Origin of the sequence: Thalassococcus halodurans, assembly GCF_900108225.1 — a bacterium.
Taxonomy (GTDB): Bacteria; Pseudomonadota; Alphaproteobacteria; order Rhodobacterales; family Rhodobacteraceae; genus Thalassococcus; species Thalassococcus halodurans.
Genome location: NZ_FNUZ01000001.1, coordinates 438,531 through 460,209 on the forward strand (window position 1 = coordinate 438,531; position 21,679 = coordinate 460,209).

The following is a 21,679-nucleotide window of genomic DNA, read 5'->3' on the forward strand; positions in this document are numbered from 1 at the left end:
TGCTGTCCCCGCGCCTACACCGCCAAGGCCAACATCCCACCTGACAACCGTTTCAGACGGCCTTCCAGCTCCATCTCGGTCAGGGCGGGCGACACTTGGGATGAAGCAAGGTTCAGGTCGCGGATCAACTGATCTTCTGACACGGGCGATGGTCCCAAGCGGTCCAGTATGTCTTGGTGTAGGGCTTGGGTTTCCTGTTTGCTTCGGCGGGGTTGCGGGGGCGGCGGCGCGACAGGCAGATCCAAATCGGCCTGTTCTGGTTCACTCCCCGAAAGTGACTGCACCTCATCCAGAATGTCCTGCGCATTGCGCACCAATACCGCGCCATCGCGGATCAGCATGTTGCACCCAGATGCGCGCGTATCCATTGGATGTCCGGGCACGGCAAAAACGTCGCGGCCTTGATCCAAAGCGTTTTTCGCTGTGATCAAAGAGCCGGATTTTGCAGCAGCTTCCACGACCACAACAGCCCGCGACAGGCCAGAGATCAGTCGATTCCGCATCGGGAAATGGCGCGCCTGCGGCTGCAGGCCCATTGGCTGTTCGCTGATTCTAAGGCCGCCAGCGGCAATCATATCCTCGGCCAGTTTCGCGTTCTCGGATGGATAAAGAACATCCACGCCACCGGCAAAGACAGCAACCGTTCCGGTTTGCAGGCTGGCAATATGGGCGGCAGTATCAATACCGCGTGCCAGACCGGACACCACAGTATATCCCGCCTGCCCCAATTCGCCCGCAAGCGTCTTGGCCATGCGCAGCCCGAGAGATGACGCATTGCGCGCGCCGACAATTGCCACCGATGGGCGCGACAACAATCCCGTATCGCCCACCGCCCAGAACAGCGGCGGCGCATCTGGCAGATCTTTAAAGGTTGCAGGATACAGCGGCTCGCCCCGACAGATCAGGCGGGCACGCGCGAGTTTGGCGGCCTTGAATTCTTTTAGGATCACGCCCTCGGGACAGATTTCATATCCGTCCACGCCCGCTGCGCGCGCCACGTCCGGCAAGGCCTCAAGCGCGGCTTGGGCCGATCCGTGTTCGCCCATCAGGCGATAAAAGGTGGAAATCCCCACACGACGAGAGCGCAAGAGACGGAGCCAGGCAAACCGATCGTCTTCCGTGGTGGGTGGGAGTGGGGGGTGAGTGGAAGAAATGTGGTCCTCGGTCATCCGTCCTGGCTCCGTCAACTTGCGAAACCGTGATAGCGGACGCGCGGTTAACGACTCCTGAAGACCACAGCTAAAATTCCACTCAGGCTGCAGCACCCCCAACGGTCAGACCACCGATCAAAACGGTCGGCTGGCCGACCCCCACGGGAACCCATTGCCCCTGCTTGCCGCAATTGCCCATGCCCGGATCCAGCGCCATGTCATTGGCCAGCCCGCGAATCTGCTGCAACGCCGTCGCGCCATCACCAATCAACGTCGCACCTTTCACCGGAGCGCCGACTTTGCCGTTTTTCACGCGATAAGCCTCAGTACAGGAGAAGACGAACTTGCCGTTGGTGATGTCGACCTGTCCGCCACCAAAGCCCACGGCATAAAGACCGTCTTTAAGGTCACCAACCAAGGATTCCGGCGTGGCATCGCCGCCCAACATATATGTGTTGGTCATGCGCGGCATTGGAATGTGCGCATAGGATTCGCGCCGGCCGTTGCCTGTGGGTTCGACCCCCATCAGACGCGCGTTCTGACGGTCTTGCATGTAGCCCACCAGAATACCGTCTTCGATCAGCACGTTCTTACCGGATGGCGTGCCTTCGTCATCAATGGTGATCGATCCGCGGCGGTCCGGAATGGTGCCATCGTCCAGAACGGTCACACCGGGTGCTGCAACGCGCTGGCCCATGAGCCCCGCAAATGCAGACGAGCCCTTACGGTTAAAGTCCCCTTCCAGACCGTGACCAACTGCTTCATGCAACAAAATGCCCGGCCAGCCCGGCCCAAGGACAATGTCCATGACGCCCGCAGGCGCAGGTTCGGCGCGCAGGTTCACCAAGGCGATGCGCAAAGCTTCGCGTGCTTTGGCCTGCCAGTTTGCCGGATCAATCAGGCCATCAAGCCCGACGCGACCGCCGCCACCGGCGCTGCCAGATTCGCGGCGACCGTTTTCTTCAACGATCACGCTGACATTCATACGGGTCATCGGGCGGATATCACTCGCCAGCGTGCCATCGGCCCGCAGGATCGACACTTCTTGTAAGGACGCCGCGATGCTGGCCGTCACCTGAACCACGCGCTTGTCCAGATCGCGGGTAAAGGCATCGATCTCTTTCAGTGTCTCGACCTTTACCGGAAAGGTCGTGCCAGCGATGGGATCTGCGTCCGTATACAGCTTCTTATTAGTGCCCGACGGCGTGGGCGACATAACGCCGCCACCATCGCCAACCGCCAGTCGAGTCGTTTCAGCAGCGCGTTTTAGCGATGATTCGCTGATCTCGGTGGCATGTGCGTAACCAGCAACCTCACCGCGAACGGCGCGCAAACCGAATCCCTCAGACGCGTCGTAGCTGGCTTGCTTGATGCGACCATCGTCTAAAAGCAGGCCTTCTGATCGCTTTCTTTCCAGAAAAAGTTCGCCATCGTCGGCGCCGGAAACGGCGTTTTGCAGCACATTTAGCGCTGTTTCCCTGTCCAAATGGGTCTCAAACGGGCGAAACGGCGCATCTGCCATGCAAAACTCCTGCTTTTGTCTGTGTGGCGGCAAGCGTCCGTTTGCCGCAAGTATCGTTCTTTAATTAGGCAGCAGAATATGGTTTTAAGCTGCGTCAAGACAATGGGAGGATTTGCGGCGTTGTTTTGGAACGTGACAACGGTAGTAAATTTCCCTATCCGCACACACAGACGAAGACAGAACCGATCAGGGTGACACATGCGAATTAATACGATGCTGATGGGGCTGATGGCAGCCTTGACCGCCGCACCGGCCTTTGCACAGGACGGGCTTGAGGTAATCGGGGCGCCGGTAGACGGCAAACTGGGTTTCCAGCCGGCGGCAACTGAACTTGCAGAACAGATCCAGTGGCTCGATGGCATGATCAACGTGATCATCATCGCCATCGTTCTGTTCGTAACCGCACTGCTGGCGATCTGCATCGTTCGCTACAACAGCAAGTCGAACCCGACGCCCGCGAAATTCACACACAACACACCGCTCGAAGTGGCTTGGACGATCGTTCCGATCATGATCCTTGTTTTCATCGGTGCGTTCTCTCTGCCGGTTCTGTTCAACCAGCAGGAAATTCCCGAAGGTGACGTGACCATCAAGGTGACAGGCTACCAGTGGTACTGGGGTTACGAATACATCGGTGAAGACTTCGAATACGACAGCTACATGATCGGTTCGCCTGCAACAGGCGGCGACAACAGCTACAACGAAGAAGTTGAAGCGCAGCTGATCGAAGCAGGCTACCAGCCCGAGCACTTCCGTCTGGCGACAGACACAGCAGTTGTCGTGCCGGTCAACAAAACTATCGTCATGCAGGTAACAGCCGGTGACGTGATCCACTCCTGGACCATCCCTGCCTTCGGCGTAAAGCAGGACGGTGTTCCGGGTCGTCTGGCAGAACTGTGGTTCAAGCCGACACAGGAAGGCATCTACTTTGGCCAGTGTTCCGAACTTTGCGGCATCGCACACGCCTACATGCCAATCACAGTAAAAGTGGTTTCGGAAGAAGAGTACCAGGTTTGGCTGGAAGAAATGCGCGAGGAGTGGGGCTAATATAGCCTTCCTCTGACGCTACTACGGTAAAAGGCGCATCTGCGCCTTTTACGGCACCTAAGACCAAAATGGACCCGAGATGAGCGACGCAAGCTTCAACAACGCCAGCTTCGAAAATGAAGCCCAGTTCGGTGACTACTTCGCCTTGCTGAAACCACGCGTCATGACGCTGGTGGTGTTTACGGCTTTGGTCGGCCTGCTGGCCGCGCCTGTTCCGGTCCATCCCTTTATCGCTTTCTGCGCCATTCTGTTCATTGCCATCGGGGGCGGCGCCTCTGGTGCGCTGAATATGTGGTGGGACGCGGATATCGATGCTGTCATGAAGCGTACACAGCGCCGTCCGATCCCCTCGGGTCGTGTCACCGGCGATGACGCTCTGGCAATCGGCCTGACCCTGTCGGCCTTTTCGGTGGTATTCCTTGGCCTCGCGACCAATTGGGTTGCTGCTGGCCTGCTGGCATTCACCATTTTCTTTTACGTCGTCATCTACACAATGTGGCTGAAGCGCTGGACCCCGCAGAACATCGTGATCGGCGGTGCGGCAGGCGCGTTCCCTCCGATGATCGGCTGGGCGGCGGCCACAGGCGGCATCTCGGTTGAATCGATCCTGATGTTCTGCCTGACATTCATGTGGACCCCGCCGCATTTCTGGGCCCTCGCCCTGTTCATGCGCAGCGATTATGACGATGCAGGTGTTCCGATGCTGACCGTTACCCACGGTCGCCGGTCCACACGCAAACACATTCTGGCCTACACCGTGCTGCTGGCGATCCTTGCCATTGCAACCGGTGTGACATCGGCCGGTGGCCTCCTGTATCTGGCAGTCGCGGTCGTTCTGAACGCACTGTTCCTGAAAGGTGCCTGGGACATCTGGCGCCGTGACGAAGACATGTCCGAAGCGGACAACTTCGCTGTCGAGCGCAAGTTCTTTAAATTGTCGCTTCTTTATCTTTTCGCCCACTTCGGCGCGATCCTGATTGAGGCCGCGCTGGACCGTTTCGGTTTCGTATGGGGGTTCTGGGTATGAGCCTGACTCGCGAACACGAGCTGCACAAGCGCCGCAAAAGCCGCAATATTGGCGTCGGCCTGACGCTTGTTGTTCTGATCATGATCGTTTTCGGTCTGACATATGTAAAAGTCACCCGTGGCGATTATGAACCCATCCGTGCCGCAACCCAACAAGGGAACAGCAACTGATGGCAATGGATCCTAAAACAAAAACTGTCGCACAAACCGTAAGCCTCGTCCTTGTGATGGGTGCTTTGGCCTGGGCCTCGGTTCCGTTTTATGACTGGTTCTGTCGGGTCACGGGCTTTGGTGGTGCAACAGGCGTTGCCGAAGTCGCGTCGGACGAAATTCTGGACCAGACAATCAAGGTGCGCTTCGACGCCAACGTCGAGCGCGGCATGGCGTGGGAATTCGAACCGGTCGACGCAGAGATCGAACTGCGCATCGGCGAACAGGGTCTGGCCTTTTACGAGGCGTACAATCCCACCGACAAGCCGATTGCCGGCCAAGCCAGCTATAACGTGGCCCCCTTCAGTGCAGGTGGCTACTTTAACAAGATCGAATGCTTCTGTTTCACCGAACAGGTTCTTATGCCTGGTGAACGCGTTCAGATGCCCGTTAGCTTTTTCGTCGACCCCGAGATCGTAGATGATCCCGAGGCGAAATTTGCGAAGCGTATCACCCTGTCCTACACATTCTACGAGATCGACCTGCCCGAGGACATGCAGGCGGCTTTAACACCCGACCAAGATCCCGAGACCACAGTTAACTAATGCCTTCCAACGAGGGACCCTGAAAAATGGCGCATGCAAAGAACCACGACTATCACATCCTGAGCCCATCGATCTGGCCGCTTGTTGCGTCCGTATCCGCATTCATCATGCTGTTCGGCGCGGTGCTGTGGATGAAAGACTCCGGCCCCTGGATGTTCCTCATTGGCCTTATTGGCGTCCTCTACACCATGTTTGGTTGGTGGTCCGAGGTCATCGCAGAATCCAAAGTAGGCGACCACACACCGGTTGTCCGCATCGGTCTGCGTTACGGCTTTATCCTGTTCATCATGTCCGAAGTGATGTTCTTCTTCGCATGGTTCTGGAGCTTCTTTAAGCACGCCATGTACCCGATGGGCCCGGAATCCCCGGCCGTTGACGGTGTTTGGCCGCCGGTTGGCATCGAAACTTTCGACCCATGGCACCTGCCCCTGATCAACACACTGATCCTGCTGTGCTCCGGTGCGGCGGCAACTTGGGCGCACCACGCTCTGGTTCACGAAAACAACCGTAAAGACATGAAGAACGGCCTGATCATCGCGATCGTTCTGGGTCTGATCTTTACTGCCTTCCAGGCCTACGAATACAGCCACGCTGCATTCGGCTTCTCGGGCAACATCTACGGTGCGAACTTCTTCATGGCGACAGGCTTCCACGGCATGCACGTCATCATCGGTACCATCTTCCTGTTCATCTGCCTTCTGCGCCTGATGAAGGGTCACTTCACCCCCGAGAAGCACATCGGCTTCGAAGCGGCGGCTTGGTACTGGCACTTTGTTGACGTTGTCTGGCTGTTCCTGTTCGCAGCTGTCTACGTCTGGGGTGGCTAAGCCTAAGGCTTCCACCGGGCAACAGCCCCACACCAATTCCAAAAGCCCGCCACTTGGCGGGCTTTATGGTTGAAAAGGCCCGTCATCGGGCGATACACACCGCCAGACACGATCAAACCAATATGTGTGCGCTTTGAACCGTATTATCGTTCCTCTCCTTTTCGGCGTCATCGGAACCGCAATTCTGCTGTCACTGGGCACGTGGCAAATGCAGCGGCTTGAGTGGAAGCGCGGTATTCTGAACGAGATCGAAACACGTATCGACGGCGCGCCTGAACCGCTGCCCACGATGATCGACCCGACCGAACAGAAATACCAACCTGTGTCCCTGTTCGGCGTCTACGGCGATGGCGAGGTGCACGTGCTGGTTTCGGTCAAACGCCGCGGCGCTGGTTACCGCGTGATCGCACCGTTCATCACCGACACGGGCCGCACCGTTCTGGTCGATCGAGGATTTGTCGATCTGGAAGACAAAGACGCAATCCGCCGTCTGGGCGACACCGAAATTCTGGGCAACCTGCACTGGCCCGATGATCGCAACAGTTCGACCCCTGAAAACGACACCGCCAAGAACATCTGGTTCGCCCGTGACGTCGGCGCGCTGGCGGAAAAACTGGGCACCGAACCTTTGTTGGTCATCGCCAGACAGGAAACCCCCGCCGATCAAGGGATCATGCCCCTGCCCGTCTCGACCGAGGGCATTCCCAATGATCACCTGCAATACGCCATCACATGGTTTTCGCTTGCTGCGGTCTGGACGCTCATGACCGCTGTCTATATCGCTCGCACCATGCGTGCGCAGAAAGGACCCGAGCTATGAAATATGTCTCAACCCGCGGCTCCGCCCCGGTTCTGACTTTTGAAGATGCAATGCTGTCGGGCTTGGCCCGCGACGGCGGCCTTTATGTTCCGGAAACCATTCCGACGATGTCCGCCGACGACATCCGCGCGCTGCATGGCCTGAGCTATGAAGAAACCGCCTTCCGCGTGATGCGCCCCTTTGTTGGCGACAGCTTTAGCGACGAAACCTTTGGCGATCTGATCAGCAAGGCCTACGCTGGTTTCGGCCACGGCGCCCGCGCGCCGCTGGTGCAACTGGCACCGGGTCATTTCCTGCTGGAACTGTTCCACGGCCCGACGCTTGCATTCAAAGACTTTGCGATGCAGCTGATCGGTCAGCTGTTCCAAGAGGCGCTGACACGCCGTGGCGAACGCGTCACCATCGTGGGCGCGACATCGGGCGACACAGGCTCCGCCGCGATCGAAGCCTTCAAAGGTCTGGATGCGGTAGACGTGTTCATCCTGTTCCCCCATGGCCGCGTGTCCGAAGTACAGCGCCGTCAGATGACCACGCCGTCGGAATCCAACGTGCACGCCATCGCACTGGACGGTCACTTTGACGATTGTCAGGCGCGTCTGAAGGACATGTTCAACCACTTCGACTTCCGTGACGAGGTCCGCCTTGCGGGCGTGAACTCGATCAACTGGGCGCGGGTTCTTGCGCAGGTGGTCTATTACTTCTCGTCCGCCGTCAGCCTTGGCGCACCGGATCGAAAGGTCAGCTTTACTGTGCCTACAGGCAATTTCGGCGATATCTTTGCTGGCTACATTGCCAAAAAGATGGGGCTGCCGATTGACCGTCTGGTGGTTGCGACCAACCAGAACGACATTCTGCACCGCTGCCTGTCGACAGGTGGCTATGTGACTGACACCGTCACTCCGTCGATTTCGCCCTCCATGGATATTCAGGTCAGCTCGAACTTCGAACGCGCCCTGTTTGATGCCTATGGCCGTGACGGAAATGCCGTGGCGCAATTGATGGACGAGTTGAAAAACGGTGGCGGCTTTAACGTCAGCCAAGGCGCGCTTCAGTCGCTGCGCGAACATTTCGACTCCGGCCGCGTGTCCGAGGAAGAAACGCTGGCGACCATTGCTATGGCAAACCAGAGCATGGGCGAACTTCTGTGTCCGCATTCCGCCATCGGCGTGAAAGTGGCTGAAGACCAGCGCAACAGCGATACACCCATGATCACGCTGGCGACGGCCCACCCCGCCAAGTTCCCCGAAGCGGTGGAAAAGGCCAGCGGTATCCGCCCCGACCTGCCCGAACGCATGGCCGATCTGTTCGACCGCGAAGAACGCGTCACACGCGCGGCCAACGACCTGACGGCACTGGAAACCCTTATCAAAGACCGGATCGCATCTTGAGCGTAGAAATCACAACCCTGTCGAACGGGTTCCGAATTGTTACTGAAAACATGCCAAGCTTGGAATCCGCTTCGCTTGGCATCTGGGTGACAGCCGGTGGGCGGCACGAACGGCCCGAACAGAACGGTATCGCGCATTTCCTTGAACATATGGCGTTCAAGGGCACCAAAACGCGCAGCGCGCTTCAGATCGCGGAAGAGATCGAAGATGTAGGCGGCTATATCAATGCCTACACCTCGCGCGAGGTGACAGCCTATTACGCGCGTATTCTGGCGGCTGACTGTGGTCTGGCGCTGGATGTGATTTCCGACATCCTGTTGAACCCCGTGTTCGACGCCAAAGAGATCGAGACCGAGCGCCATGTGATCCTGCAGGAAATCGGTCAGTCGCTGGATACGCCGGATGACATCATCTTCGACTGGCTTCAGGAAAAGGCCTATGCCGATCAGGCCATGGGACGCACGATCCTTGGCCCTTCCGAACGGGTGCAGGCCTTTGGCCGCGATGATCTGGCGGGTTTCGTCGATCAACACTATGGCCCTGACCGTCTGATCCTGTCCGCCGCCGGTGCCGTGGATCACGACGAATTGGTTAAACAGGCCGAGGCGCTGTTTGGGCACCTCGCGCCACATGGCAACGACGAATGGGAACCTGCCCATTTCACGGGCGGCGAAACCCGTCATGACAAGGCGTTGGAACAAGCCCATTTCACGCTGGCTTTCGAAAGCCCCGGCTATCGCGACCCTGCCTTTTACACCGCGCAGATTTATACCACCGCTTTGGGTGGCGGCATGTCTTCGCGTTTGTTTCAGGAAATCCGAGAAAAGCGCGGCCTGTGCTATACGATCTTTGCCCAGTCCGGCGCCTATGCCGACACCGGCATGACGACGATCTATGCTGGTACCTCCGGTGAAGAGGTCGGCCAATTGGCCGAAATCACCATCGACGAGATGAAGCGCGCCGCACAGGACATGTCCGAGGCCGAGGTCAATCGCGCCCGTACCCAGATGAAGGCCGGTCTTCTGATGGGGCTAGAAAGCCCGTCATCGCGCGCCGAACGTCAGGCACGCATGCTGCAAATCTGGGGCAAGGTACCGCCGCTCGAAGACACCGTTGCCAAGATTGATGCGGTTACTACCGACGACGTGCTGGCCTTTGGTGAAGACATGATCAGCAAGGCAAAGTCCGCGATGGCGCTTTATGGTCCTGTCGCTGATGCACCCACGCTGGATGCGCTGGAACAACGTCGGGTGGCCTGATGCTGGGAATGCGGCGCAAACTCCGGATCGAAACCGAGCGTTTGACGCTGCGCCCGCCTATGCACTCTGATTTCGGCCCTTGGACGGCCCTGCGTGCCGATAGTCGTGACTATCTGGTGCCGTGGGAACCGACATGGGCCGCAGATCATCTTAGCCGCAAGTCGTTCACCAACCGTGTCTACTGGGCCAGCCGGTCTATCGCATCAGGCAGCGCCATTCCGCTGTTCCTGATCCGCCGCGAAGACAACGCGCTGGTCGGTGCACTAACCTTGGACAACATCCGTCGCGGCCCCGCGCAGTGCGGGACGTTGGGCTATTGGACAGGCCAACCGTTTGCCCGCCATGGGTATATGCGTGAAGCCATTCAGGCGATGGTGCACCACGCCTATGAAAAGCTGGACCTGTCCCGCATCGAAGCGGCTTGCCTGCCAGAAAACGTCGCCTCGCGCGCATTGCTGGAAAGCTCGGGCTTCAAATACGAAGGCGTTGCGCAAAGCTATTTGCAGATCAACGGGCGCTGGCGGACCCATGTGCTTTATTCGTCGCTCCGGATGGACCGTCGCGGTCGAACCACCGTCGGCTGATCAGCACACGGTTTTGTGAGGAACCAAGAGCACTGACAGGGCTACTCTTTATACAGGAGGTCCGGTCATGCGTATTTCAGCACTTCTTACTTTCGTCTTTTCAACAGTCACCGCGCTGACAACCAGCGCACAAACAGATGACACGCGGCGCCCGTCCCATTGCATCGCCATTGCTGACGCCAATCCATGGATGCAGTACGTTCACAAAGCGTCTTGGACGGACCCTGTGCCGGATTATTCGGTACGTCTTCACTACATCTCGCACGCCTCGTTCTTGCTGCAGACCCAAGGCGGGCTGAATGCCGTCACCGATTTCACCGGTTTCATCGGCAACACAACACTGATCCCCGATGTTGTCACGATGAACCACGCCCACGACACCCATTGGACAGCAAACCCCGATCCGGCCATCGCCCACCCGCTGAATGGCTGGGGCGAGTTTGGCAAAGGGATCGACCACTATCTTGATCTGGGTGAAATGCTGGTGCGCAATGTGTCGACCGATATCAGATCCGGCTTTGGCGGGGTCGAGGAAAACGGCAATTCGATCTTTGTGTTCGAGGTCGAAGGCTTGTGCATCGGTCATCTGGGCCACCTGCACCATGAACCGAACGACGAACAATACGCGGCTTTGGGCCGGTTGGACGTGTTGATGGTTCCTGTCGACGGCGGCTTTACCATGGAACGTGCGGCCATGATCCGCGTGATCGAACGCCTGAAAAGCCGGATCATTATTCCGATGCACTGGTTCAGCGGCATGGCCCTGACCAGCTTCCTGAACGACGTCTCGGATGAATTCGTCATCCTGCGCGATGGCCGCAGCAGCCTTGAAGTCTCTCTGGCGACCCTGCCCGACCGCCCGACAATTATCGTTCTCGAACCGCAGTGGCTGTCAGATTAACTACAGCTTGGGTTGCCCGAAATATCGGGCTAAGTGAAAGGGACCACCGAATAAGGAATTCCCGCTGTGCCCCTGAACCCTGCATCTGACGCGTTTCTGGAAACCCTGACCAAAGCACTGCCCGCCGATACGATCCGCGAGGCCGAGCCGCGTTTTCAGGAAGAACCGCGCGGTCGCTGGACGGGTGCCGCCACACACGTCGCCATGCCCCGCACGACAGAAGAGGTCGCGACGCTGGTCAAGCTGGCGAATGAAGCGCAGGTCGGTCTTGTGCCCTATGGTGGCGGCACGGGGTTGGTCGGCGGCCAGATTGCACCGTCCGAAGTGACGAAGCCCCTGTTGGTGTCGCTGGAACGGATGACGAAAATCCGTGCGGTCTATCCGGATGAAAACGTTCTGGTGGCAGAAGCAGGCGCTATCCTAAGCACCATTCAGGACGCCGCCGTGGACGTTGATCGCCTGTTCCCGCTGTCACTCGCATCCGAGGGATCGGCCCGTATCGGCGGGTTGCTTGCCACGAACGCAGGCGGCGTGAACGTGCTGCGCTACGGCAATGCCCGTGAACTGTGCCTCGGGCTTGAGGCCGTTCTGCCCAACGGCGAAATCTGGCACGGGCTTAAACGCCTGCGCAAAGACAACACAGGATATGACCTGCGCAATCTGCTGATCGGGGCGGAAGGCAGCCTTGGTATCATCACTGCCGCCAGCCTGCGGCTATCACCGCGCCCCGCAAAGACCGGCACAGCGATGTTGGTGGTTTCGGACCCCACCGCCGCCCTATCGCTTCTGTCTCTCGCGCGTTCGACCTTTGGCGAAACCATCAGCGCGTTTGAATTGATGCACCGCACGGGCATGGATTTTCTGGCAGAAACCCTGCCGGAGGTCCGCCTGCCGTTTGCAGACATCCCTGAATGGACTGTTCTGATCGAAATCGGCGTGTCAGGCGGGCTTGATCCGCAAGAGGCGCTGGAAACCCTGTTCGGCGAAGCGTTGGAGCAAGAGCTGGTCTCGGACGGGCTGATTGCCCAGTCGGAACAGCAGGCACAGGATTTCTGGGCCGTGCGCGAACGCATTCCCGAAGCAAACCGCATGATCGGCGCTGTGTCGTCGCACGACATCTCGATCCCGTTGTCGGCGATCCCGGCGTTTATCCCCGAAGGCATCAAACGGCTGGAAGCGGTCGGCGCGTTCCGTGTGAACTGCTTTGGTCACGTGGGTGACGGCAACCTGCACTATAATGTGTTCCCTGCACCGGGGCATTCGCGGGCCGAGCATGAACACCAAAGAGACGACATCAAACGCGTAATCCACGATCTGGTGCACGAAATGGACGGATCGGTCAGCGCCGAACACGGCATTGGCCGCCTGAAGGTCAAAGATCTGGAACGCTACGGTGATCCCGCCAAGCTGTCAGCGATGCGCGCCATCAAGGCCGCACTTGACCCCAAGGGCATCATGAACCCCGGTGCCGTCCTGCGCGAAGGCACTTACTGAGAGACGTTGAACACGCAGCCGTCTGACAACAGCATCGGCTGCGTGCGACACAATCCGCGCGCTGTTTCGTAAGCGGCAAGAACCTTGGGCACGTAATCACGGGTTTCAACAAAAGGCGGCACGCCATCGTTGGACCCGATCGAATTCTCGCCCGCGTTATACCCCGCCAGAACAAGGATCGGATCGCCTTCGAACTTCTTCATCAGAAAGTCGAGGAAAGCGATTCCGCCTTTGATATTGTCAGAGGCATCCATTGCGTTCGAAACCCCGAACCGCTCCGCCGTCGCGGGCATAAGCTGCATCAACCCCTGCGCACCTGCGGAGCTGACGGCATCCACGCGGCCACCGGATTCAACAACCATGACAGCCAACGCCAGAGCAGGCGATACATCTGTCCCCACACTATGGCGCAGCAGATCGACACCGTAGCGGGCGGCGATATCCTGAATGTCTTGCAGGCGGGGCGCGGTCACAGCGGCCCCTTCCGGACCGGATCGCAGCGCGACAAGCGCCGGATCAAGCCTATGAGGACCGGTATCTTCCAAACCAGACGACACAACATTCCAATACCACGCGTATCGCGCATCACCCGCAGTGGGCGTTTTGGGCGTGGCCGTCGCAGCCGCAACGGGCACAGCGTTTGAAACCGGCGGCGGCGCGACAGCGGGATTCGCACGCGGAGCGATCTGTACATTGATACGTTTCGTCGCGCCTGCCTTGGGCGGTTTTACACGCTTTGCGGAAAACTCGGGAAACGACGACGCCTCTTGGGCGACAACGGCTGCCGGTGAAACGCTAGAAAGCAGCAGCACCGCAGCGGCGATCCATGAGATAGGTTTCATTCTTAAAGACTGCCTCGTTATCTTTTGCTCATATTGTACATCAACTTACGATTTCGCGCATCATACGCCCTTAGATTGTGTCAAAACGAACCAAATTTGCCTCAATCCAAGGCCTTTCACACTAGCCCACCTCGAAAGATACATTTTTATTCTTTTATTTTCAGTAACTTGCGAAAAAACCTGCTCGAAAGTTAAATTTTTTTGGAATCGCTTAATTCAGGCCCAATTCTTGCCGGAATCAGAAGGCCATATAGCGACATACCGCAGCGATGCAGGGATGTGAGAGACCCCGGAACGCAGCGACGCGGTGAGAGAACAGAGTAAACTTGTAAATTTACGGAGACTACCATGATCAAGTTCATCAAAAACTTCCGCGCAGACGAAGACGGCGCTGTAACTGTAGACTGGGTTGTTCTGACAGCTGCTGTTGTTGGTCTGGCCGTTGCTGCTTACACCACAATCGAAGACAACTCCAAGGCCCTGGCTGGCTTCACCGGTGCTGCGATCATGGGCGAAAACGACGGTTTCTCGAAAGAATAATCGTTTAGCGTCTATCGCTACGGGATGGCCCGACTGGCCATCCCATCCAAGCGCGATGGCTCTAGCGGCCTCGCGCTTTTTTCAGGAAAGCACCCCGGAAAATTCGAGCAAAACTTTCGGGAATTGTGCAGCTGAACCGCGGTTCAACCGCATCTCGGACACCGAGGCACGAAAAGTCAGACGCCCGATGTAGAACCCCGGGCATGGCAGCAGTAATGCGAAACTGGCCGAAAGCAGCGGCTGAACGCAAAACAGGTGTAGTTGTATGAATAATGGTTTCCTAAGTCGTTTCGTGACCCGTGAAGACGGGGCGGTAACGGTTGATTGGGTTGTTTTGACAGCGGGAATTGTCGGACTTTGTCTGTACGCATACTGGCAGATCGAGATCAGCACAAAAGAACTCGCTCAGGCCACTGCAACAGCCATCTACAACGAAGAATAATCCGAATTTCGACGGCGCGGCATTGTTCGCGCCGGATGAGCAGACGGCCTTAGGGCCGGAGAAAGAAAAGGGGTAAAACATGAGACTGATTTTCGGAGTGGTCCTGATCGCAGGCCTCGGACTTGCCGGGTTTGCAGTCTATATGACCCAGAATTACATCGGCGCTTATGAGAACGCTCTTCAGGAAGAGCGGGCCAAGACAGCCGAAGCCGTACCTACCCAAGAAATTTTTGTCGCCAAGCGCGCCATCGGCTACGGTGAAGTCATCACCGACGCCGATTTCCGTCTTGCGCACTGGCCCGTTGATGTACTGCCCGAGGGCTACTTCGACGAAGAAAACCCGCTGATCGTTCCCGGTGACGAAGAACGCGTCGCGTTGCGCCAGATCGAAAAGAATGAAGCCTTCATGAAGGTGAAAGTCGGCGAACCCGGCGATGGTGCCGGCCTGACGTCGCGCCTTGAAAAGGGCGAACGCGCCTTTGCGATCAAGGTTGACGTGGCATCCGGTGTTTCCGGCTTCCTTCGCCCCGGTGACCGCGTTGACGTATACTGGACGGGCCGTGTGAAATCCTCATCGAATTCAGGTCGCACACAGGACGTGACCAAACTGATCCAGTCCGGCATCGAACTGATCGCGATCGACCAGACGGCAAATGTTGAGTCCACAAGCGCTACTATTGCGCGTACGGTTACCGTCGCGGCCACGCCGCAAATCGTTGCGGCACTGGCACAAGCCCAGTCCACTGGTCGCCTGTCGCTGTCCCTGCTGGGTTCGAACGACGATACCGTTGCGACCGCCATTGAAATCGACCAGGAAACGCTGCTTGGCATCGTTCCCGAACAGAAGGCCGAGATCAAACAAGAGCCCAAGACTTGTTCGATCCGGACGCGTCGTGGCGGCGATGTGGTTGAAATCCGCATCCCCTGCACAAACTAAGTACAACCCCGGAACCAAGGAAAAAACGCCCCAAGCGGGCGCTTTTTCTTTTGTGAAATCAGGGCGTGTTGCCTCTTGCCCACAAAAGGTTGTGCGCAGAAGTCATTGATTCTTGCATAAAAACAGAATTTCGCGCATCATCCGTCCAACAGTGGGCAAAAGACCCGCGTTTGAGGCGTGATCGGAAAGGCAGGTCACATGAAATTCGATAGAACGATTAAGGCCGCCCTATTGGGACTTGGCCTGTGTTTGGGATTTAACGCACCTGCAGTGCAGGCAGATACGTTGCGCGTGGTTCGCGGCAACGTGGGTTCGGCATTGAATGTGCCGATGAACCGCGCTGTGGTGGTTGAAAGCGACGCACCATTTGCAGAGCTTTCCATCGCAAACCCCGCAATTGCAGACATCTCATCTTTGTCTGACAGGACAATTTACGTTTTGGGTAAGGCCCCTGGCACCACAACGCTGACCATTCTTGATGCAAACGGCAAACTGATCACCAACGTTGACGTGCGCGTCGCAGCGGATGTCACTGAATTCAAAGAACGCCTGCGCCAGATCCTGCCTGGCGAAAAGATCGAAGTCCGGACGGCCAACGACGGTATCGTTCTGAGCGGCACAGTGTCGTCAGCCCAAAAGCTTGATCGCGCTCTCAGCCTTGCAGAACGCTACGCGCCCGAGCGTGTGTCTAACCTGATGAGCGTCAGCGGCGTGCAGCAGGTCATGCTGAAAGTTCGCTTTGCCGAAATGCAGCGGTCCGTGTCCAAAGCACTTCGGTCCGGCGTCTCGATCGGTGGCGATCTGTTGGGTGGCAACCTCGGCGTTGCGTCGGAAACAGGTGGCTGGCTTGATGGCAATACACTTGGTGAGCCTGCAGGCTTTAGCAACTCGGCGGAAGCTGGTGCTGTCTTTGGCTTCAACGCAGGCGATCTAGAGATCGGCATTCTGCTGGAAGCCATGGAAGCAAAAGGCATCGTTCGAATGCTAGCTGAACCGAACCTTACAGCCCTTTCCGGCCAAGAGGCATCGTTTCTTGCCGGGGGTGAGTATCCGGTTCCAGTGGCCGAGAGTAATGGTTCAGTAACGATCGAATTCAAGCCTTTCGGGATCGAATTGAACTTTGTTCCCCGAGTTGTCGATGGCGATCTGATCAATCTTGAAATGAAGACGGCCGTATCCGCGCTTGATACAAATAACGGGATTGATTTGAGTGCAGTCCGCATCAATGCCTTTACCCGCCGCGAAGCTGCGACAACGGTCGAACTTCGTGACGGCGAAAGCTTTGCGGTTGCCGGTTTGTTGCAGGATGATTTCCGCGATCTGAACGGTCAGGTGCCGTGGCTGGGTGATATTCCTGTGATTGGCGCGCTTTTCCGCAGTGCCGAGTATTCGCGTGAACAGTCCGAACTGGTCATCATCGTGACCCCGCATCTCGTGACACCGACCCGAGGCGAGGCTTTGGCCCTGCCCACAGATCGTGTCCGTCCGCCCACCGAAAAAGACCTTTTCCTGTTTGGCCGCGTCCAAGACGGTTCGCGCAAGCCAAAAGGTGTTGCCGGTGAAGTCGCCACGCAGGACTTTACAGGGTCCTACGGATATGTGTTGGATTAAGAGTATGTTGGGACACACGCAAAAAGCGCTGATTGCGACCGCTCTGACCACCAGCCTGGTCGCTGGCTGCACACAGGTGACACAGGATCCGGTTTACACCGCTTTCTATCGTGAATCCGGCGCACTGATCGATCCGGGCAACTTCGGCGACGCGACCATGAATAACGTCGCCATCATGACCGGTGAAAAGCAGTACACCTACGATCTGGCCCAGCGTTTTGCGTCCGAAGTTCTGACAACTGTCAACTTTGCGTTCAACAGCGCCCAACTCGACGGTGGCGCGCGTGACACCTTGCGCGAACAGGCGCGCTGGATACGCCAGTTCCCCGAGGTCCGTTTCAAAGTCTTCGGCCACACAGATGCTGTCGGCTCGGAAGCTTATAACAAGCGGCTTGGTATGGCCCGTGCCCGCGCGGTCGTCGCCTTCCTCGCATCTCAGGGCGTCAGCACCTCGCGGCTAGAAGCTGTTGTTTCTTATGGAGAAACCCAGCCCTTGATCGTGACCGAAGGTCGCGAACGCCGCAACCGCCGGACTGTCACCGAAGTCGCTGGTTTCGTCGATGGACACCCCAGCCTGCTTGATGGCAAATACGCACATGTCGTATATCGTGAGTACATTAACAGCGCTGAGCCTGTATCAAATTTGAGCTCTATGGATCAGGGCATCTCTTTGGGTGAATAAGGCATCGTCCAATAATTCCGTACAATTACGGTTTTTTGGTCCAAATGTTGCCGCCTTTGCCTGTGAAATTCTTCTCTGAGGCTGGGAATCCCTGCGAACGGCAGGGTTCCGGTTAACGGGGCAAGAAGATCGCAGAGTGCGTCTGCAATTTCTTCGCTTCGTTAGAAGAGTAGAAGGACGCAAGGCAAGATGACCGATGTAGCAAGTTCCGCGGAGAATGAACTGGGCATCCGCGCCTGCACGATCAGTCGCGACGTGCAGTTGTTTGACCTGTTGATCGAAGACATGGAAACGCTCTTGGGCGAAAGCTGGGGTGACCTTGGCTTTACCGAGGCGATGAATTTCCTGCATCAACCCGAGGCCACAAAGCTGGAGTTTGTCGCGCTGGCGATTGACGACACGGATGAAGAAAATCTGGACGTCATCACAGCGGTCGTAAACACCGCAAAAGGCAACAATATCAAAGTAATGCTGATCGCAGAGGATGTGTCCCCTGCGGCTTTGCACGGATTACTGAAGGCAGGCGCCGACGAGTTCGTACCCTACCCCCTGCCCGAGGGCGAACTGGCCGCAGCAGTTGAACGTCTGAACAAACCAGCGCCGGCGCCCATTGCCATGGTTCAGGAAAATCAGGTGCGCCTCAAGTCTGACGGCGATGGCGTTCTGATTGCGGTTCAGGGTTTCGCTGGTGGTACCGGAGCCACAACCTTTGCAGTCAACTTGGCTTGGGAACTTGCCAATATAGAAAAAGAAAAACCGCCGCGCGTTTGCGTGATCGACCTCGGCCTGCAATTCGGATCGGTTTCGACTTATTTGGACCTGCCGCGCAAGGAAATCGTCGTCGAGCTTTTGACTGACATCGATCAGGTCGATGAAGACAACTTTGCGCAAGCATTGGTCAGCTTCGAGGACAGGCTTCAGGTTCTGACGGCACCTTCCGATTTGTTGCCGCTGGATATGCTGGGCCCACAAGACGTGAACAAACTTCTGAACTTGGCGCGTGAGCATTTCGACTTTGTCATCGTCGACATGCCCCCTGCCCTGACAATGTGGACGGAAACCGTTCTGACCGAAGCGCAGGTTTTCTTTGCGATGGTCGAACTGGACATGCGTTCCGCGCAGAACACGCTGCGTTTCAAACGGGCACTTCAGTCCGAAGAACTGCCGTTTGAAAAGCTGCGTTTCGTACTGAACCGTGCCCCGAAATTCACCGACCTGCAGGGCCGCAGCCGCGCCAAGCGCATGGCGGAAAGCCTAGGCATCCAGATCGACCTGCAACTGCCCGACGGCGGCAAGCAGGTCACGCAAGCCTGCGATCACGGCATTCCTCTGGCGACACAGGCCGGAAAAAATCCATTGCGGAAAGAAATCACCAAATTGGCGCAATCCTTGTTCGACGTCGGTCGGTCGGACTCGGAAGCGGCATAAAGGACTTGTTGTAAATGTTTTCCAGATACAAAAAATCAGCTCCAGAAGCGCCCGCAGCACAGGCTGTCGCCACAGCGGCAAAACCGGAGGTCGTGAAAACGGCCCCGGCGAAACCCGTTCAGAAGATCGCAACAAAACGTGCGGCACAGGCGGCGCCTGTCGACAAGGAAAAGAAGCGCAAGGAACGTCTGGCTGAAATCAAGCTGGAACTGCACCGCGCCCTTCTGGATAACTTGAACCTTGCCGCGCTCGATCACGCGTCTGAGGCCGAGCTGAAGGAAGAAATCAGCGCAATTGCGACCGAGACACTTGCGGAAAAGGCCATCGTTCTGAACCGCGAAGAACGCATGACCCTGAACCAGGATCTGTACGACGAAGTGAAGGGCCTCGGACCCCTTGAGCCGCTTCTGAAAGACGAAACGATCTCGGATATTCTGGTCAACGGCCCGCAGCAGATTTTCGTCGAACAAAACGGTAAGCTAAGCCTGTCGGACGTCACGTTCAAAGACGAAAAACACCTGATGCGGATCATCGACAAGATCGTATCCGCCGTGGGTCGTCGTGTTGATGAATCAAACCCGTATGTTGACGCCCGTTTGCAGGATGGCTCGCGTTTCAACGCTATGGTCCCGCCCATCGCAGTGGACGGATCGCTGGTATCCATTCGTAAATTCAAAAAAGACAAACTGGGCATTCAGGATCTGGTCGATTTTGGCGCGTTCACGGATGAAATGGCGCTCTATCTTCAGGCTGCCGTTTCCACCCGCCTGAACGTCATCGTTTCGGGCGGTACAGGTTCCGGTAAAACGACCACGCTGAACGCGCTTTCGTCCTTTATCGACAACTCGGAACGTATCCTGACGATCGAGGATACGGCGGAACTTCAGCTGCAACAGACCCACGTGGGACGGATGGAAAGTCGCCCGCCGAACGTTGAAGGGAAAGGTGCTGTAACCCCGCGCGACTGTCTGAAAAACGCCCTGCGTATGCGCCCTGACCGGATCATCGTGGGGGAAACCCGTGGTGAAGAAGTTATCGACATGCTTCAGGCCATGAACACCGGTCACGACGGATCGATGACCACGATCCACGCCAACTCGGCCCGTGACGGCGTTGCACGTTTGGAAAACATGATTGCGATGGCCGGTATTGAAATGCCGCTGAAAGCGATGCGTTCGCAGATTGCATCGGCTGTAAACCTCATCGTACAGGCCTCGCGTCTGCAGGACGGTTCGCGCCGCATGACTTCGATCACCGAGATTACGGGGATGGAAGGCGAAGTTATCTCGATGCAGGAAATCTTCCGCTACCAGCGTGTCGGTCTGGGCCCTGACAACAAAATCATCGGCCACTTTACGGCGACAGGCGTGCGCAGCCACTTTGCTGACCGCTTCAAACTGTGGGGCTTTGATTTGCCCTCGTCGATTTATGAGCCCTTCAGAGCAGAGTAACCCGTTATGTTAAACGTCGAATTTATTATCTACGGCGCTATTTTCGTTGGCGTTCTGGTGCTTGTCGAAGGCGCCTATCTGGTCATCTTCGGGAAATCGATCAGCCTGAATTCCAAGGTGAACCGCCGTCTGCAAATGTTGGACAAAGGCACGCGCCGCGAAGAGGTACTTGCGACCCTTCGTAAGGAAATGGACCAGCACTCGGAAAATCGGGGTCTGCCGATCTATTCCCTTCTGGCCGACCGCGCCCAGAAGGCTGCAATCGCATTTACACCGCAACAGCTTATCTTGCTGATGATCGGCGTATGCATTCTGGCTTTCGTTGCATTGACCGTTGGCACAGAAACCGGACTGGCCGTGCGCATTCTTTTGTCGATCCTTTTTGGCGTAGGTGGCGTCTTTACTTGGGTCAATATGAAGGCGAAAAAACGTCTGAATCTGATTGAAGAACAACTACCCGATGCAGTCGAATTGATGGTGCGCAGCTTGCGCGTTGGCCACCCGTTTAATTCGGCAATTTCCATCGTTTCCAAAGAAATCCAAGACCCACTGGCAACAGAATTCGGCGTTATCGCGGATGAAAGCGCCTATGGCCGTGACATTGGCGAAGCGCTGAAACACATGGCCCAACGTCTGGACATGCAGGATTTGCGCTTCCTCGCGGTGGCCGTTTCGATCCAGCAGCAGTCGGGTGGTAACCTTGCCGAAATCCTTGAAGGTCTGGCCAAAGTTATCCGCGCCCGCTTCCGCCTGTTCCGCCGCGTTAAAGCGATCACTGCCGAAGCACAGTGGTCTGGCAAATTCCTATCCGGTTTCCCTGTGGCCGCATTGATTTTTATTCAGGTGACAAAGCCCGATTATTACGATCCAGTTCTGGATCACCCCTTGTTCATTCCTGGCTGCTTCTTTGTCGCCATCTTCCTCGCGCTGAACCTGTTCATCATGCGCATGCTTGTAAACATCAAAGTCTGA

At 57.0% G+C, this 21,679-nt stretch carries 22 protein-coding genes; 19 read left to right on the forward strand and 3 right to left on the reverse strand.

From position 1 onward, the window contains the following. Positions 1-14: 14 nt before the first annotated feature. Together dprA and tldD are read right to left on the reverse strand one after the other, a co-directional pair. Positions 15-1,169: a DNA-processing protein DprA gene (gene dprA / locus C4S59_RS02215; protein WP_103908835.1), complete on the reverse strand. Its 1,155-nt coding sequence runs from the start codon at positions 1,167-1,169 to the stop codon at positions 15-17. A gap of 82 nt (positions 1,170-1,251) precedes the next feature. After that, entirely contained in the window at positions 1,252-2,673 is a 1,422-nt protein-coding gene (tldD, locus tag C4S59_RS02220; RefSeq protein ID WP_103908836.1) for a metalloprotease TldD, read from the reverse strand. 198 nt (positions 2,674-2,871) lie between these two features. Here tldD and coxB point away from each other — a divergent pair, with 198 nt between their 5' ends. The 11 genes from coxB to C4S59_RS02270 all read left to right on the forward strand — a co-directional run bounded on the left by coxB (position 2,872) and on the right by C4S59_RS02270 (position 12,774). After that, positions 2,872-3,720 carry a cytochrome c oxidase subunit II gene (gene coxB / locus C4S59_RS02225; RefSeq protein WP_103908837.1) on the forward strand — a complete coding sequence of 283 codons (849 nt, stop codon included), beginning with the start codon at positions 2,872-2,874 and terminating at the stop codon, positions 3,718-3,720. 79 nt (positions 3,721-3,799) lie between these two features. Next, the gene (gene cyoE, locus C4S59_RS02230) at positions 3,800-4,747 is read left to right on the forward strand and encodes a heme o synthase (protein ID WP_103908838.1); all 948 of its coding nucleotides are present in this window, start codon (positions 3,800-3,802) and stop codon (positions 4,745-4,747) included. Next, positions 4,744-4,917, forward strand: coding sequence for a hypothetical protein (locus C4S59_RS19625; protein WP_200813149.1), 174 nt, complete (start codon positions 4,744-4,746; stop codon positions 4,915-4,917). Before cyoE ends, C4S59_RS19625 begins: the two co-directional genes overlap by 4 nt. Beyond that, the gene (locus tag C4S59_RS02235; protein WP_103908839.1) at positions 4,917-5,501 is read left to right on the forward strand and encodes a cytochrome c oxidase assembly protein; all 585 of its coding nucleotides are present in this window, start codon (positions 4,917-4,919) and stop codon (positions 5,499-5,501) included. Before C4S59_RS19625 ends, C4S59_RS02235 begins: the two co-directional genes overlap by 1 nt. A gap of 26 nt (positions 5,502-5,527) precedes the next feature. After that, positions 5,528-6,328 carry a cytochrome c oxidase subunit 3 gene (locus C4S59_RS02240; RefSeq protein ID WP_103908840.1) on the forward strand — a complete coding sequence of 267 codons (801 nt, stop codon included), beginning with the start codon at positions 5,528-5,530 and terminating at the stop codon, positions 6,326-6,328. A 133-nt stretch (positions 6,329-6,461) separates the two neighbouring features. After that, positions 6,462-7,148 carry an SURF1 family protein gene (locus tag C4S59_RS02245; RefSeq protein WP_103908841.1) on the forward strand — a complete coding sequence of 229 codons (687 nt, stop codon included), beginning with the start codon at positions 6,462-6,464 and terminating at the stop codon, positions 7,146-7,148. After that, positions 7,145-8,536 (forward strand): threonine synthase, encoded by a 1,392-nt coding sequence (gene thrC / locus C4S59_RS02250; protein WP_103908842.1) that lies wholly within the window; start codon positions 7,145-7,147, stop codon positions 8,534-8,536. Before C4S59_RS02245 ends, thrC begins: the two co-directional genes overlap by 4 nt. Continuing rightward, the gene (locus C4S59_RS02255) at positions 8,533-9,795 is read left to right on the forward strand and encodes a M16 family metallopeptidase (protein ID WP_103908843.1); all 1,263 of its coding nucleotides are present in this window, start codon (positions 8,533-8,535) and stop codon (positions 9,793-9,795) included. The genes thrC and C4S59_RS02255 overlap by 4 nt, the downstream gene beginning before the upstream one ends. Further along, positions 9,795-10,379, forward strand: coding sequence for a GNAT family N-acetyltransferase (locus C4S59_RS02260; protein ID WP_103908844.1), 585 nt, complete (start codon positions 9,795-9,797; stop codon positions 10,377-10,379). Before C4S59_RS02255 ends, C4S59_RS02260 begins: the two co-directional genes overlap by 1 nt. Positions 10,380-10,446: 67 nt before the next feature. After that, a complete protein-coding gene (locus C4S59_RS02265; protein WP_103908845.1) occupies positions 10,447-11,280 on the forward strand; it encodes an MBL fold metallo-hydrolase in 834 nt (277 codons plus the stop codon). A gap of 66 nt (positions 11,281-11,346) precedes the next feature. Beyond that, positions 11,347-12,774 (forward strand): FAD-binding oxidoreductase, encoded by a 1,428-nt coding sequence (locus tag C4S59_RS02270; protein WP_200813150.1) that lies wholly within the window; start codon positions 11,347-11,349, stop codon positions 12,772-12,774. Here the strand turns inward: C4S59_RS02270 and C4S59_RS02275 are convergent. Beyond that, entirely contained in the window at positions 12,768-13,616 is an 849-nt protein-coding gene (locus C4S59_RS02275; protein WP_103908846.1) for a lytic transglycosylase domain-containing protein, read from the reverse strand. The two genes, C4S59_RS02270 and C4S59_RS02275, sit on opposite strands and share 7 nt — an antisense overlap. Before the next feature lie 348 nt (positions 13,617-13,964). Between C4S59_RS02275 and C4S59_RS02280 the strand changes: the two genes are divergently transcribed. From C4S59_RS02280 to C4S59_RS02310, 8 genes are all read left to right on the forward strand, one after another. Continuing rightward, positions 13,965-14,156 carry a hypothetical protein gene (locus C4S59_RS02280; RefSeq protein ID WP_103908847.1) on the forward strand — a complete coding sequence of 64 codons (192 nt, stop codon included), beginning with the start codon at positions 13,965-13,967 and terminating at the stop codon, positions 14,154-14,156. A gap of 265 nt (positions 14,157-14,421) precedes the next feature. Beyond that, on the forward strand, positions 14,422-14,598 hold the full coding sequence (locus tag C4S59_RS19630) for a hypothetical protein (protein ID WP_200813151.1): 177 nt from the start codon (positions 14,422-14,424) through the stop codon (positions 14,596-14,598). Between the two features lie 79 nt (positions 14,599-14,677). Further along, complete coding sequence (cpaB, locus tag C4S59_RS02285) at positions 14,678-15,535, forward strand: Flp pilus assembly protein CpaB (RefSeq protein WP_103908848.1); 858 nt, start codon at positions 14,678-14,680, stop codon at positions 15,533-15,535. Between the two features lie 198 nt (positions 15,536-15,733). Next, on the forward strand, positions 15,734-17,146 hold the full coding sequence (locus C4S59_RS02290; protein WP_103908849.1) for a type II and III secretion system protein family protein: 1,413 nt from the start codon (positions 15,734-15,736) through the stop codon (positions 17,144-17,146). A 4-nt stretch (positions 17,147-17,150) separates the two neighbouring features. Beyond that, complete coding sequence (locus C4S59_RS02295) at positions 17,151-17,828, forward strand: OmpA family protein (protein WP_200813152.1); 678 nt, start codon at positions 17,151-17,153, stop codon at positions 17,826-17,828. 189 nt (positions 17,829-18,017) lie between these two features. Beyond that, entirely contained in the window at positions 18,018-19,256 is a 1,239-nt protein-coding gene (locus C4S59_RS02300) for an AAA family ATPase (RefSeq protein WP_103908851.1), read from the forward strand. A gap of 14 nt (positions 19,257-19,270) precedes the next feature. Further along, complete coding sequence (locus C4S59_RS02305; RefSeq protein WP_103908852.1) at positions 19,271-20,707, forward strand: CpaF family protein; 1,437 nt, start codon at positions 19,271-19,273, stop codon at positions 20,705-20,707. Positions 20,708-20,713: 6 nt separating this feature from the next. Next, positions 20,714-21,679 carry a type II secretion system F family protein gene (locus tag C4S59_RS02310; protein ID WP_103908853.1) on the forward strand — a complete coding sequence of 322 codons (966 nt, stop codon included), beginning with the start codon at positions 20,714-20,716 and terminating at the stop codon, positions 21,677-21,679.

Bases quoted from the DNA above. Each gene is read 5' to 3' on its own strand.
- tldD (WP_103908836.1), bottom strand. From the start codon at position 2,673: ATGGCAGATGCGCCGTTTCGCCCGTTTGAGACCCATTTGGACAGGGAA.
- C4S59_RS02235 (WP_103908839.1), top strand. From the start codon at position 4,917: ATGGCAATGGATCCTAAAACAAAAACTGTCGCACAAACCGTAAGCCTC.
- C4S59_RS02265 (WP_103908845.1), top strand. From the start codon at position 10,447: ATGCGTATTTCAGCACTTCTTACTTTCGTCTTTTCAACAGTCACCGCG.
- C4S59_RS02260 (WP_103908844.1), top strand. From the start codon at position 9,795: ATGCTGGGAATGCGGCGCAAACTCCGGATCGAAACCGAGCGTTTGACG.
- C4S59_RS02300 (WP_103908851.1), top strand. From the start codon at position 18,018: ATGACCGATGTAGCAAGTTCCGCGGAGAATGAACTGGGCATCCGCGCC.
- cpaB (WP_103908848.1), top strand. From the start codon at position 14,678: ATGAGACTGATTTTCGGAGTGGTCCTGATCGCAGGCCTCGGACTTGCC.
- C4S59_RS02290 (WP_103908849.1), top strand. From the start codon at position 15,734: ATGAAATTCGATAGAACGATTAAGGCCGCCCTATTGGGACTTGGCCTG.
- C4S59_RS02305 (WP_103908852.1), top strand. From the start codon at position 19,271: ATGTTTTCCAGATACAAAAAATCAGCTCCAGAAGCGCCCGCAGCACAG.
- C4S59_RS02240 (WP_103908840.1), top strand. From the start codon at position 5,528: ATGGCGCATGCAAAGAACCACGACTATCACATCCTGAGCCCATCGATC.
- C4S59_RS02295 (WP_200813152.1), top strand. From the start codon at position 17,151: ATGTTGGGACACACGCAAAAAGCGCTGATTGCGACCGCTCTGACCACC.
- C4S59_RS02280 (WP_103908847.1), top strand. From the start codon at position 13,965: ATGATCAAGTTCATCAAAAACTTCCGCGCAGACGAAGACGGCGCTGTA.
- C4S59_RS02275 (WP_103908846.1), bottom strand. From the start codon at position 13,616: ATGAAACCTATCTCATGGATCGCCGCTGCGGTGCTGCTGCTTTCTAGC.
- thrC (WP_103908842.1), top strand. From the start codon at position 7,145: ATGAAATATGTCTCAACCCGCGGCTCCGCCCCGGTTCTGACTTTTGAA.
- dprA (WP_103908835.1), bottom strand. From the start codon at position 1,169: ATGACCGAGGACCACATTTCTTCCACTCACCCCCCACTCCCACCCACC.
- cyoE (WP_103908838.1), top strand. From the start codon at position 3,800: ATGAGCGACGCAAGCTTCAACAACGCCAGCTTCGAAAATGAAGCCCAG.
- C4S59_RS19625 (WP_200813149.1), top strand. From the start codon at position 4,744: ATGAGCCTGACTCGCGAACACGAGCTGCACAAGCGCCGCAAAAGCCGC.
- C4S59_RS02310 (WP_103908853.1), top strand. From the start codon at position 20,714: ATGTTAAACGTCGAATTTATTATCTACGGCGCTATTTTCGTTGGCGTT.
- C4S59_RS19630 (WP_200813151.1), top strand. From the start codon at position 14,422: ATGAATAATGGTTTCCTAAGTCGTTTCGTGACCCGTGAAGACGGGGCG.
- coxB (WP_103908837.1), top strand. From the start codon at position 2,872: ATGCGAATTAATACGATGCTGATGGGGCTGATGGCAGCCTTGACCGCC.